Consider the following 12,537-nt stretch of genomic DNA (forward strand, 5'->3'; position numbering starts at 1 on the left):
AATCCGGTGCAGGCGCCCCCCCGCCGGCACCAGCTGGGTGCCCGCGTCTCCGGGGGCGCGGTCGCGTCACTTCTAACATGGCCCTATGACAAACGCGCTCCTGGACGAGCTGTCCTGGCGTGGACTCATCCACGACAGCACCGATCCCGCCGAGCTTCGGGACCACCTGGCGGGCGGTGGGCGGCGCTGCTACATCGGTTTCGACCCCACGGCACCCTCGCTGACCATCGGCAATCTGCTCCCGATCACGCTGTTGATCCGGGCCGCACGGGCCGGGGTCGGCGCGGTGGTGCTGTTCGGCGGCGGCACCGGGCTGATCGGCGACCCGTCCGGCAAGTCGGTGGAACGTGCTCTGCTGTCCGCCGAGGACGTGGCTGGCAACGCCGCCCGACACCGGGAGATCATGGAGACGATCTTCGGCCGGGCACTCGGCGCGGACCAGCAGCCCAGCTTCGTCGACAACGGCGACTGGCTCGGCCGACTCGGCATGATCGAGTTCCTGCGGGACGTCGGCAAGCACTTCCCGGTCACGGAGATGGTCCGGCGGGACTCGGTGCGGCGCCGTCTGAACGATCCCGAGGTCGGCCTGACCTACACCGAGTTCAGCTACTCGCTGCTGCAGGCCTACGACTACCGGCGACTGTGCGAGGACCACGGCGTGACGCTGCAGCTGGGCGCGTCCGACCAGTGGGGCAACATCGTCGCGGGGATCGACTATGTCCGCCGGGTGCTGCGTACCCAGGTGCATGGCCTGACCTGCCCGTTGCTGCTACGCGCGGACGGTACGAAGTTCGGCAAGTCGGAGAGGGGCGCCGTCTGGCTGACCGCCGACCGCACGTCGCCGTACACCTTCTACCAGTTCCTGCTGAACCTCTCCGACGTCGATGCGCACACGTTCGCGCTGTTCTTCTCCCTCACCGAACGGGAGCCGCTGGAGCGGCTGTTCGCCGAGCACGCCGAGGCGCCGGGCAAGCGGGCGCTGCAACGCCATCTCGCCCGCGAGCTCACCACGCTGCTGCACGGTCCGGGTGCGCTGGAGGCGGCCGAGGCGGCCTCGGCGGCGCTGTTCAGCGGGGACGTGAAGGCGATCGGGGCGGACCTGATCTCGGACGTGTTCGCCGATGTCCCCACGGTCAGCGAACCGCTGGACCGGCTGTCCGCGGACGGCGGCTGGTCGGTGGTCGACCTGCTGATCGCCACCGGCCTGGCCAGTAGTCGCCGCGACGCCCGCGAGCATCTCGGCAACGGCGCGGTGCTGGTCAACGGGGACCGGATGGCCGCGGACAGCACCGTCACCGAGAAGGACCTTCTGCACGGCTCGGTGATCCTGATCCGCCGCGGCCGCCGCGAATGGCGGGTGGCCAGGTTCACCTGAGCCGCACCCCCGCCGCCCCGCACCCCCAGGGCATCCCATGGCTCCCCGGGACGGACGGCCCCGGACGGGCACCCGAGGGTCCCCGCCGCACACGACCGTGAACCGGCCAGCCAGCAGGCCAGCTGGCCGGTCGGACCCAGGTGCGGCGGGGTGCGGCCGGGTTCAGTCGGTCAGGGTGCGGGCGGGCCGACGAGCAGGCCCTTGATGTACGCGGCGTGCTCGTCGGCGGTGGCCTTCTGACCGCGGGCCCGGGACAGCACGGTTCGGCCCGCGTAGCCGGCGACCAGCATCGAGCGCATCACGTTCACCCGTCCCGGGGCGTTGTGCTTGCGCAGGTAGCGGACCATCGAGGCGCCCCGCATCTGCAGCATCCAGGTCTTGCCGGCACCGCTGCCGCCGGCTCCGTGCGGCACCAGCAGGTCGGTGCGCAGCTTCTGGCGCAGGCCCGCCTCCCGGATGGCCCGGCCCAGCGCCATGTCCTCGTTGTAGACGTAGAACGTCTCGTCGAAGGCGCCGAGCTCGAGGAACATCGTGCGACGCACGGCCATGCAGGCCCCGGTCAGCCATTCGGGGTTCATCGGCCGGCCCGGCGTCGGGCGGGCGAACAGCGCCGACGTCGGGGCCACCTTGTGCGCGCCCAGGACGTGCAGCAGCACCCGTCGTGGCGTCGGCTCCCAGCCGCCGTTGCCGAGTTCGGGCTTTCCGTCATGACCCTTCATCGTCGCCGCGCTGGTCACCAGCTCCGGGTCGGCGAGCAGATCGTCGACGAGGACGTCGATGACGTCGACGGTGGGGCGGCTGTCCGGGTTGCCGAGCACGACGAACTCGTACCGGGACGACCGGATGCCCATGTTCGCGGCCTTGGAGAAGCCCTTGCCGCCGCCGGAGTCGAGATAGCGGCTGTTCGGCCGGTCGGCGATCAGCTGCTCGACCCCGTCGGCACCGGCGGCGTTGTCGACCACCACCACCGGCATGTCGGTCGGCAGCGTCGCGAACAGACCCTCGAGCTGCTCGCGGCTGTGGTAGCTGACCAGCACGAGTTCGTACTGCCAGGTGGACCGCTTCGGTCGCTCGACGGCCACGGCGACACGCTCCTCACTACCTGATGTGCGGAACTACCTGATGTTCCGGCTGCTGCTCACGGACGGGTGGGGCTCAACGCGTCCGACGTCGAACCCGGCGGCGTCACCGGGGACGATCCGGACGCCGGCGGCAGGCCGGCCGGCGCGGACGCCCCAGCCGGCACCGCACCGGACGCGGTCGCGGTGGGCGCGACCCGCTCGGGCTTGGGCCACACGGCGGGACGGTCACGGGCCAGGAAGCGGCGTACGCCGCCGAGGGCGACGGCCTGCAGGAAGAAGACCTGCGCGACGAGCCTGGTCGGGCCCGGTGGGGTACGCCCGGTGAGCAGGGCTGCGGTGCTCGCGGCGCCGACGGCGTTGCCGGCCAGGAACACCCGGGCGACCCAGCTGTGGCGGGCGGCGGGGACGGCGATCCCGATCAGCACGACCTGGGCGACGGGCCCGAACGACGAACGGACCAGCCGGTGCCCCCACAGCTGCGGGGTGACCGGCAGCGCGCCGGGCACCAGCGCGGCGCGGCGCCGCCAGAGCATGTCCAGGTTGCCGGCGACGATCCTGGTCCGACGTTCCCACTCGCCGTTGTAGTCCGGCGCGGCGGGCTCGAGGGAGTACGCCTCGGGCTCGTAGACGACGCGCAGGCCACCTTCGAGGACGTCCAGGGCGAGCCAGGCGTCGTCGACGGCGGTGTCCGCGGGCAGCGGGCGGAAGGCCTGGCGGCGAAACGCGAGCATCTCGCCGACGACGCCGATCGTGGCCCCGGTCGCGGACTCGCAGCGCTTGAGCCACGACTCGAACTTCCAGTAGAAGCCCTGGGCGCCGTCGGGGTCGTCGACCCGCTTCTCGCCGGCGACCGCCCCGACCGTGTCGTCGGTGAAGTGGCGGGCGGCGGCGCGCAGCGCGCCGGGAGCGAGCACGGCGTTCGCGTCGGTCAGCACGACGACCTCGTGGGAGGCCGCGGCGACCCCACGGTTGACCGCGCGGGCCTTGCCGAGCCGCTCACCGGAGGAGAGCACCCGCACGCCTGGACGGCGCGACGCCTCGGCTGTCTCGGCATCGTCGGCGACGACGATGATCTCCATGGTCCCGGGGTAGTCGGTACCCGCGAGCTCGTCGAGTTTCGTGCCGATGACCGCGGCTTCCCGATAGGCGGAAACGACGACGCTCAGGCCCGGCCAGCCAAGGGGATCGGGGTCCGCCGGCACCGGTGTCTCCAGGCCCCGGCTACGTAGCCCGATATACACCGGGTACAGAACGTGACCGTACACGGTGGCGGCTCCGAGTGCCGCGACGGCGGCACCTCGACTGATGGTCCGGACACCTGTCATGTCGTCAACCGTAGCGTTGCACCGTGGACATCCGGCCATGGGCTCCTCATGCCGCCCGGCGCGCTACCTCCCGCAGGGGCCACCGTCCGCACGCCCGTTACAGTGGGTCGGGTGAGTGACTCCACACGTTGGATCGTCGTGGTCGAGGAACCGTTTCTCCCGGCCGATGCCGGCGGTCGGGTGGAGACGCTGAGTTTCCTGACCGCGGCCGCCGCCGCCGGTATCCGGATGCAGGTCCTCGTCCCCGCGCGCGACGACATCGACATCGCGGCGTACGAGGAGGCGATTCCCGGTTCCGCGGTCACCCGGCTGCGCCGGGACGACAGCCCGCGCGCCCACCTGACGCCGAAACCGTTCATGCACGCCTCCCGGCCGGTGGGTCCGCTGCGCCGGGCGTTGGAGGCGACCCCACCCCGCGCCGACGCCGTGATCAGCTACAGCTGCCGATCGTCGCATCTGGGTGAGGAGATCGCCCGGATCTGGAAGCTTCCCCATCTGGTCCGGGCGCACAACGTCGACTCGGAGTTCTTCCGGGTGCTGGCCCGCAGCGGTTCGGGGCCGCGCGCCCTCGCCTACGAGGTCGAGTACCACAAGCTGCGCCTAGCCGAGCTTTCCCTGCACCATTCGCCGCTGGTCACCTGCATCGCGGACATCTCCCTGGAAGATCACCAGTGGCGGCGGGCCCGGGCGAGTGTGCCGACCTTCCACCTGCCGCCGTTCCTGCCGGTCGGCGCCCTGCGGGCCGGCGTCGGCGCGGATGCGGCCACCGATCCGGCGAACGCCGCGCCCCGCGACGGGCAGCGGCTGGTGTTCGTCGGCTCGCTGGACACCCCGACCAACATCGAGGCGTTGCGCTGGTTCCTCGGCGGATGCTGGCCGTCGGTGCGGGTGCGCCATCCCGAGGCGACGTTCCAGGTCGTCGGACGGCGACCGGAGGATGGCCTGGCCGCCTGGCTCGCCGGCTTCGACGGCGTCGAACTGCACACCGACGTCCCCAGCGTCGTCGGTTACCTGACGGCGGCGACCCTGTCGGTGAACCCGATGCAGTCCGGTTCCGGCGTCAACATCAAGGCCATCGAGGCGATGGCGACGGGAACTCCGGTGGTCAGCACCCCGACCGGCAGCCGCGGGCTGGGCTGGACACCAGGCACCGACCTGCTGGTGGCCGAGGAGCCGGCCGCGTTCGCCGCCGCCGTCAGCGACCTGCTGGCGCAGCCGGCGCGGGCCGCCGAGATCGGCGCGGCCGGGCGTGCCTATGTCCTACGGGAACTCGACCACGGCACGCTGATCCGCACGATCGAGGAGCATCTGAACCCCGCCGTCTAGAGCAGGGCGTGGTAACGGTTCTGGGTGGGCTCGAGGCCGTGGGTGATCAGCATTTCCACCGAGTCGGCGGCATGCTCGAGCAGCAGCGGCAGGTCGCGGCGCTCCGCGGTGCCGAAGTCGCGTAGGACGAAGGCGGCGGCGTCCATCCGACCCGGGGGCCGTCCGACGCCGACCCGAACGCGCAGGTAGTCGCGGGTGCCCAGCGACGAGGTGATCGAGCGCAGGCCGTTGTGACCGTTGTCTCCGCCGCCCTGCTTCAGGCGAACCGTCCCGAAGGGGATGTCCAGTTCGTCATGCACGACGATGATCCGAGCCGGCTCGATCTTGTAGAAGCCCCGAACGGCGGTGACGGGGCCACCGGAGAGATTCATGAACGACAGCGGCCGGGCGAGAACCGCCCGGGCGCCGGCGAGGCGAACCTCGGCCACATCCGCCCGCGAGCGGTGCGACTTCAGCCGCGCCCCGGCCCGCTGCGCCAGCAGATCGACGACCATGAAACCGGCGTTGTGTCGGTTTCCGGCGTAGTCCGGGCCGGGGTTGCCCAGTCCGACGACGAGCCAGGGCCCGTCGTCGGTCGGGATGTTCGTCATGGCCCGTCCATCCGCATGTCGTCATCGGGTGGCATCGCAGGTCCAGTAGTGCGTGTGCGGGTGGTTCGGGTGCAGGTGGTGCGGGTGGTGCGGTGGCGCCGGGTGTCGACGGAGGGATCCCGCCCGCGTGGTTACGCGGACGCGGTCGCCGCGCCGGCTTCCTCGGCCGCCGGGGTCTCGCCGAGCGCTGCCTCAACCTGAGCGGTGGTCCGCTTGGCCAGGCACTGCACGACAACGAGATCCGGATCGGCGTCGAGCACCGAGCCCGCGGGCAGCGCGAGCTGACGGGCCAGCACGCTGGTGCCGGGCTCGAGACCGGTGATGTCGATTTCGATCGGGCCAGGCAGACGGGCCGCGTCAGCCTTGACCGCGATCGTCATGACCTGCTGGTCGATCAGGGTGTCGGGGTGTGCATCCCCGATGACCTGGACCGGGATCTCAGCGACGATCTTCTCGCCCCGGTTGACCAGCACCAGGTCGATGTGCTCGAAGCTGCCCTTGATCGGGTGGCGTTGGACGTCCTTGGCGAGCGCGAGCTCGATACCGTCGCCGAGCTCAAGGGTGAGCAGGACGTTGGTACCGGCGTCGGTCTTGAACGCGTGAAGCAGGTCGTGCGCGGGAAGCGCGATGTGGCGCGGCGGCTTGCCGTGCCCGTAGAGAACGGCCGGTACCTTGCCGGCGCGGCGGGTGCGACGTGCACCGCCTTTACCGAACTCGGTGCGCGGCTCCGCGGCGATGCGGACCTCGGACATGGCGACGCACAGTCCTTCCAGACGTGGGATTCTTCGCCGGAGGGCGGACGAGCCACCGCGGCGCGGTCCTTCACCGTACCGGACTCCACGCGCGCAGGGGCCACCGCCCGGAGTTGTCAAGTTCCGCGCCGCCGGAGACCGCCCCCACGATGGCGCCCCGCACCCCACCGACCCGCCCCGGATGCGCCGTGCTGCTCGCGGTCCGCCCGCCCCGGACCGCGAGCCCGGGCGCCTTCGCAGGTCAGAGGCGACCGTGCGGCGGATTACGCGCAGGTCAGACGGCCTACGAGCCGCCTGGCCCCGCGCTCGGCGCGGCCGCGACCGGCACGTCAGTGCCCCGTACGCAGCCTGACGGTGCACCCGAGCGGCCCGCCCGCGGCCTTCCACCCGCCCGGCGCGGACGGGGTCAGGCGCCCCGTCCCGACCGGGCCGACCGGGCTGTCCGGGCCGATCCGCCGGCTGGCTCATGCCTGGCCGGCCGATCATCCCTGCCACCCTCGGGCCGGCCTCACCACTGCCGGTGATCCCCGCGCAGGTGGCGACGCGCCGACCACCGGCGCCGGTACACCGACCACCGGGACCGTTTCCCCGCCGCCCACTCGCCGGCCGCCCACTCGCCGGCCGCCCACTCGCCGGCCGCCCACTCGCCGGCCGCCCACTCGCCGGGCGCCCACTCGCCGGTCATCCGGTCCGCGGCCGTCCACTCGCCGGCCGCGGGGTCTCCCGAAGTCCGGTCGTCCGCGGCTTCGAGCTCCCTGCGCGCGTTCGCCGCGGCCCGGTCCCGCACGCGTCGGCCACCGGCGATCCGACGGGCCGCGGGACGGCGACCGTGGTGCGACGCCGACCGCCAGCGCCGAGCCGTGGCCGACGCGGCACCGGCACCTGTCGACGGCCGCGCCGAGCTCCGTGACGCGGTCGCGCGGGACCTCGCCGCCGTGGCCTCGGGCTCGGTCTTGGGCTCGGGGGCTGCGGTCATGTCCGCATGCAGCGCGTGCAACTGCTCGACCCGCGTCTGTGGGCTGAGGTCGGGGTCGTGATGGGTGGCGCGGACGAAGGCGCGCAGCTGGGCCCGGCGGCGTGCCGCCTCGACTCCCTCGATGCGATCCGCCGGCGGCCGCGACGCACGCCCGGGCCCACCAGCCGCGGACCCACCAGCCACGGACCTGCCGACCGCGGACCCGCGGGCTCCGGACCTGCCGGCCGCGGCTCCGCCGGAGCGGGAGGTGGTGCTGGTGGAGGTGGTGCTGGTGGAGCCGGCACTCGTGGTGTCGGGCCGGGATGTTCTGGTGGTGATGGTCATGATGATTCCTCCCCCGCCGCGCCTGGTGAGACGGTGGACCGCGGCGCGCGCGCAGCGGGGAGGGAGCCTTCCGTTCGGGGGCACCCACGCCAGCGACTCGTTCGTATCCGCCGCTGCACCAGCCCGACTGTGGGCGTACCCCGTGGCCGGCGGACGTACGCCGTGGGTGGAGCGCGATGCGCCGCGGAGCCGGCGGATAGGTTGGATCGCAGGCCACGCCGCACCGTGAGCCGCCAGTGAGCGTGAGCCCGCGCCCTCGAGGCCGAGCCGACGAGTCCGAGTGAAGGAGCCTCCGCTGACTCGATCCCACCCGGCGCCGCGCCACGGCGCGCACGCCGGTTCCACCGTCACCGTCCGGGCTCCAGCCAAGGTCAACCTGCATCTCGGTGTCGGACCGCTGCGTCCGGACGGCTATCACGACGTGATCACCGTCCTTCAGGCCGTCTCCCTGTTCGACGACCTGACGGCCACCGTGCCCGCGACCGCCCCGGGCACGCCGACGACCGCCAGCACCCCCACGGCCGTCGACCAGCCGGGTTCTGACACGTCCACCGGCCTCGAGATCACCGTGGCGGTGACCGGCGAGGGTGCCGCCGGGAACGGGCCGGCCACGTCCACGCCGGACGTGTCGATCGTCCCGACCGGGCTGGACAACATCGCGGTGCGGGCCGCGCACCTCGTGGCCGAGGCCGCCGGGATCACCTCCGCGCGGCTCCACCTCGCCCTGACCAAGGGGATTCCGGTCGCCGCCGGGATGGCCGGGGGCAGCGCGGACGCCGCCGCCGCCCTCGTCGCCTGCGACGCGCTGTGGCAGACCGGTCTCGACCGGGCCACCCTCGCGGAGCTGGCCGCTCGCCTCGGCAGCGACGTCCCGTTTCCGCTGGCCGGTGGCACGGCCCTGGGGACCGGACGAGGTGAGCAGCTCACCGATGTGCTGGCCACCGGCGAGTACCACTGGGTCTTCGCGCTGGCCGACGGCGGGCTGTCCACGCCCGCGGTGTACGCCGAGTTCGACCGGTTGTCCGAGGGCAGGCTGCGCAGCGGGCCGACGCCGGCGGACGATGTGCTGGCGGCGCTGCGCACCGGGGATCCGCGCCAGCTCGGCGCGGCGCTCGTCAACGATCTGCAGCCGGCGGCGCTGCGACTGCGTCCGGCGCTGCGGCGGGTCCTGTCGACCGGCACCGAGCTTGGCGCGGTCGGCGCGATCGTGAGCGGTTCCGGTCCGACCTGTGCCTTCCTCGCGGCGGGCGCCACCGAGAACATCGAGTTGGCCGCGAGCCTGGCCGGGATGGGCGTGGCCCGTGCGGTCCGTCGCGCCGCGGGCCCGGCCGCCGGTGCCCGGGTCGTCGCCGGTGCGGGCACCGGCCCGGTGGGTCCCACGGGCGACGGACCGTGAGTGTCTGGCGGCTGAGCTCGACGAACGTCCACTCCGATGATCGAATCACCCGAAGGGCTGGGATGCGCTAGTGGCTGTGCCGTTGGTGGGCGCCGAGGCGCTGCACCTGGAGTACCCGACCCGAGTGGTGTTCGGTTCGGTCACCGTTGGAGTGGTCGAGGGCGACCGGATCGGGATCGTCGGGCGTAACGGGGACGGCAAGTCCAGCCTGCTCGGGATGCTCAGCGGCCTGATCGAGCCGCACGGCGGCCGGGTGACCCGCCGGGGCGGGGTGCGCGTCGGGGCGTTGTCGCAGAGCGATGACCTGGACTCGGCGCTCACCGTGGGCCAGTCGATCGTCGGGGATCAGCCGGAGCACGAGTGGGCCGGCGACGCCCGTATCCGCGACGTGATCGGCGGACTCGTCACCGATCTGCCCTGGGATGCGCGGATCGGTGAGCTCAGCGGCGGTCAGCGACGCAGGGTGGCCCTGGCCACCCTGCTGATCGGCGAGTGGGACGTGATCGTGCTGGATGAGCCGACGAACCATCTCGATGTCGAGGGCATCTCGTGGCTGGCCGAGCACGTGAGGAACCGGTGGGCGCGCAACTCCGGCGGGCTGCTGGTCGTCACCCACGACCGCTGGTTCCTCGATGAGGTCTGCACGCAGACCTGGGAGGTCCACGACGAGATCGTCGAGCCGTTCGAGGGGGGTTACGCCGCCTACGTGCTCCAACGGGTCGAACGCGACCGGATGGCCGCGGCCACCGAGAGCAAGCGGCAGAACCTCATGCGCAAGGAGCTGGCGTGGTTGCGCCGGGGCGCGCCGGCCCGCACGTCCAAACCGAAGTTCCGCATCGACGCGGCCAACCAGCTGATCCAGGACGTGCCGCCGGCCCGTAACCCGGTCGAGCTGCAACGGCTGGCGGTCACCCGCCTGGGCAAGCAGGTGATCGACCTGGAGGGTGCCGGGGTTCGCTACGGCGACCGGGAGGTCCTGCGGGACGTCACCTGGCGGATCGCGCCCGGTGAGCGCACGGGGATTCTGGGGGCCAACGGCAGCGGCAAGTCCACGCTGCTGGGCCTGATCGCCGGCACGGTGGCGCCGACCTCCGGGCAGATCAAGCGGGGTAAGACCGTCCGGCTCGGCCTGCTTGACCAGCAGTTCTCCCAGCTCGCGGAGATCGGCGGTGACCGGGTGCGCGAGGTGCTGGCCCGCACCCAGACCACGTTCACCATCGACGGCCGCGACACGACCCCGGCGCAGCTGCTGGAACGGCTCGGTTTCGCCCGCGAACATCTCCAGGCCCGCGTCGGCGAGCTTTCGGGCGGGCAGAAGCGGCGTCTGCAGCTGCTGTTGTTGCTGCTCGACGAGCCCAACCTGATCGCCCTGGACGAGCCCACCAACGATGTGGACGCGGACATGCTGGCCGCGACCGAGGACCTGTTGGACTCGTGGCCGGCGACCCTGCTCGTGGTGTCCCACGATCGTTATCTGCTGGAACGGGTCACCGACCAGCAGTACGCGATCCTCGATGGGCAGCTGCGGCATCTGCCCGGCGGTGTGGACGAGTACCTGCGGCTGCGCCGTGAGCAGGCATCCTCGCGCGCGCCGGGCGAGAGCGGGTCGAAGGCGTCGCAGCCGGGGTCGGGTTCCTCCGGGCTTTCCGGCTCCGAACGTCGGACCGCGCAGAAGGAGGTCTCGGCGATCGAACGTCGCCTCGACAGACTCCAGGCCGAGATGACGAAACTGCACGCCCGGATGGCAGACCACGACCAGAGTGACTACGCGGGCCTGCAGAAGCTCACCGGTCAGGTGCGCGCCGCCGAGCGGGAGACCGTCGAACTCGAGGAGCGCTGGCTGGAACTGTCCGACCTGATCGGCTGATGGCGGCCGGCGCCTTTCCGCGCTTTCCGATCGTGCGGGCAGGCCGCGCGCTTCTTCGGCAATCACCATGCAAACCGCGGTCACCGAAGGGTCACATATTGATTATCGTGGCTCATCGTTGGCGTAGAAGACATGTACCGGGCGCACCGGGCGCACCGGAGGAACCGTCTGACGCTGGGCGAGCGAACGTCGATACCGGCCGGGCCACCGGGCCGGCCGGTATCGACGTTCGGATGGTCGCCGGTCAGGTCACGACGCGGCTCCCTCCGGGGTGGCGGGCCGCGCGGTGACACGCTTGGCGGCCAGGCGGGCCGGGTCCGGCCAGCGGACGTCCCAGACCACGTGGGTGATCTCCATCAGTTTGATCAGGTAGAAGCTGGTGTCGATCTGCCAGGGCCGCACGCCGTGGCGGGCCGAGGTGGGCTCGGCGTGGTGCAGGTTGTGCCAGGACTCGCCCATCGACAGCAGGGCCAGCGGCCACACGTTCGTCGAACGGTCACGGCTGCGGAACGGGCGGGTGCCCAGCACGTGGCAGATGCTGTTCACCGACCAGGTGACGTGGTGCAGCAACGCGACCCGCACCAGACTCGCCCAGAAGAACGCCTGCGCGGCCGCCTCGAACGAGCCACCCCACAGCCCGCCGATCAGCGCCGGCGCGGCCAGGCTGACGAAGGCGCACAGGCCGAACGCGCGGCTGACCCGGACCAGGTCGGGATCGTCGAGCAGATCGGGGGCGAACCGCCGCTGGTCGGTCTGCTCGACATCGAACAGCCAGCCGACGTGCGCGTGGTACAGGCCCCTGAGCATCGGCAGCGTGCCGGGGCCGTAGCGCCACGGCGAGTGCGGATCACCCTCGGCGTCGCTGTAGGCGTGATGCCGCCGATGGTCGGCGACCCAGCGGATGACCGGCCCCTCGATCGCCATGTTGCCGGCGACGGCCAGTGCGATCCGCACCGGACGGGATGTCCGGAAGCCTCGATGGGTGAGATAACGGTGGAAGCCAACCGTTACGCCGTGGCCGCTGATGCCGTAGAACACGACGGCGAGGATGACGTCCCGCCAGGTGATCCAGTGGCCCCACAGGGCGGGAATCGCCGCGATCAGCGCGACCAGCGGAACCAGGATCACAAGCAGCAGCGTGATCTGCTCGGCGCGGGCCTTGGCCATGGACCGCGGCACGGTCGCGTGGCCCTGGGCGTTGGCCGGATCGGCCCGCCGCCGGGACGTCGCACCGTCGTCCGGGCCGGGTTCGTCGTCTGGGCCCCGACCGTCGTCGAGGCCCAGGGCCTGCTCGAGCGCCTGGGCGTCCTCGAGCGGCTGGGCGCCGGCGGCCCGGGCGGCATCGCCCGGCACCCGGCCGTCCCCGGGGCTTACCGTGTCGGTAGCGGTCATGGCCTCGTTCCGTCCGTCGCGGCAGGTCAGTGCACCGGCGGGTCCCATGACCGGCGCAACACGGTCACGGTAGCCCGCCGATATGACAACAGTCCCCACTGTCGACGTCCAGCACGCAAACCGGCGGACCCG

General features: G+C 72.2%; 10 protein-coding genes. 4 read left to right on the forward strand and 6 right to left on the reverse strand.

The annotated features are described in order from the left end of the window. Positions 1-85: 85 nt before the first annotated feature. On the forward strand, positions 86-1,375 hold the full coding sequence (gene tyrS / locus G6R24_RS01925) for a tyrosine--tRNA ligase (RefSeq protein WP_163547444.1): 1,290 nt from the start codon (positions 86-88) through the stop codon (positions 1,373-1,375). Between the two features lie 170 nt (positions 1,376-1,545). Here tyrS and G6R24_RS01930 read toward each other — a convergent pair whose 3' ends face one another. Together G6R24_RS01930 and G6R24_RS01935 are read right to left on the reverse strand one after the other, a co-directional pair. Further along, entirely contained in the window at positions 1,546-2,457 is a 912-nt protein-coding gene (locus G6R24_RS01930; RefSeq protein WP_163547445.1) for a glycosyltransferase family 2 protein, read from the reverse strand. Between the two features lie 56 nt (positions 2,458-2,513). Then, positions 2,514-3,782: a glycosyltransferase family 2 protein gene (locus G6R24_RS01935; protein WP_225438017.1), complete on the reverse strand. Its 1,269-nt coding sequence runs from the start codon at positions 3,780-3,782 to the stop codon at positions 2,514-2,516. A gap of 111 nt (positions 3,783-3,893) precedes the next feature. On the opposite strand from G6R24_RS01935, the gene G6R24_RS01940 reads away from it, so the two are divergent. Then, positions 3,894-5,108 carry a glycosyltransferase gene (locus tag G6R24_RS01940; RefSeq protein WP_163547446.1) on the forward strand — a complete coding sequence of 405 codons (1,215 nt, stop codon included), beginning with the start codon at positions 3,894-3,896 and terminating at the stop codon, positions 5,106-5,108. On the opposite strand, the gene pth is transcribed toward G6R24_RS01940, so the two are convergent. The 3 genes from pth to G6R24_RS01955 form a co-directional block, all read right to left on the reverse strand. After that, positions 5,105-5,698, reverse strand: a complete 594-nt coding sequence (gene pth, locus G6R24_RS01945) for an aminoacyl-tRNA hydrolase (RefSeq protein ID WP_163547447.1) — start codon at positions 5,696-5,698, stop codon at positions 5,105-5,107. The two genes, G6R24_RS01940 and pth, sit on opposite strands and share 4 nt — an antisense overlap. Positions 5,699-5,829: 131 nt before the next feature. Next, the gene (locus tag G6R24_RS01950) at positions 5,830-6,450 is read right to left on the reverse strand and encodes a 50S ribosomal protein L25/general stress protein Ctc (protein WP_163547448.1); all 621 of its coding nucleotides are present in this window, start codon (positions 6,448-6,450) and stop codon (positions 5,830-5,832) included. Between the two features lie 508 nt (positions 6,451-6,958). Next, the gene (locus tag G6R24_RS01955) at positions 6,959-7,750 is read right to left on the reverse strand and encodes a hypothetical protein (RefSeq protein ID WP_163547449.1); all 792 of its coding nucleotides are present in this window, start codon (positions 7,748-7,750) and stop codon (positions 6,959-6,961) included. Positions 7,751-8,045: 295 nt separating this feature from the next. Here G6R24_RS01955 and G6R24_RS01960 point away from each other — a divergent pair, with 295 nt between their 5' ends. Then, positions 8,046-9,146: a 4-(cytidine 5'-diphospho)-2-C-methyl-D-erythritol kinase gene (locus tag G6R24_RS01960; RefSeq protein ID WP_163547476.1), complete on the forward strand. Its 1,101-nt coding sequence runs from the start codon at positions 8,046-8,048 to the stop codon at positions 9,144-9,146. 70 nt (positions 9,147-9,216) lie between these two features. Next, entirely contained in the window at positions 9,217-11,013 is a 1,797-nt protein-coding gene (locus tag G6R24_RS01965) for an ABC-F family ATP-binding cassette domain-containing protein (RefSeq protein WP_163547450.1), read from the forward strand. A gap of 249 nt (positions 11,014-11,262) precedes the next feature. Here the strand turns inward: G6R24_RS01965 and G6R24_RS01970 are convergent, their stop codons facing one another. Next, complete coding sequence (locus G6R24_RS01970; RefSeq protein ID WP_225438018.1) at positions 11,263-12,405, reverse strand: acyl-CoA desaturase; 1,143 nt, start codon at positions 12,403-12,405, stop codon at positions 11,263-11,265. Between the last annotated feature and the right edge of the window lie 132 nt (positions 12,406-12,537).

Source organism: Candidatus Frankia nodulisporulans, assembly GCF_902806475.1.
GTDB classification, from domain to species: domain Bacteria; phylum Actinomycetota; class Actinomycetes; order Frankiales; family Frankiaceae; genus Frankia; species Frankia umida.

Coding starts and splice junctions, on each gene's coding strand:
- tyrS (WP_163547444.1), top strand. CDS start 86: ATGACAAACGCGCTCCTGGACGAGCTGTCCTGGCGTGGACTCATCCAC.
- G6R24_RS01935 (WP_225438017.1), bottom strand. CDS start 3,782: ATGACAGGTGTCCGGACCATCAGTCGAGGTGCCGCCGTCGCGGCACTC.
- pth (WP_163547447.1), bottom strand. CDS start 5,698: ATGACGAACATCCCGACCGACGACGGGCCCTGGCTCGTCGTCGGACTG.
- G6R24_RS01950 (WP_163547448.1), bottom strand. CDS start 6,450: ATGTCCGAGGTCCGCATCGCCGCGGAGCCGCGCACCGAGTTCGGTAAA.
- G6R24_RS01955 (WP_163547449.1), bottom strand. CDS start 7,750: ATGACCATCACCACCAGAACATCCCGGCCCGACACCACGAGTGCCGGC.
- G6R24_RS01970 (WP_225438018.1), bottom strand. CDS start 12,405: ATGACCGCTACCGACACGGTAAGCCCCGGGGACGGCCGGGTGCCGGGC.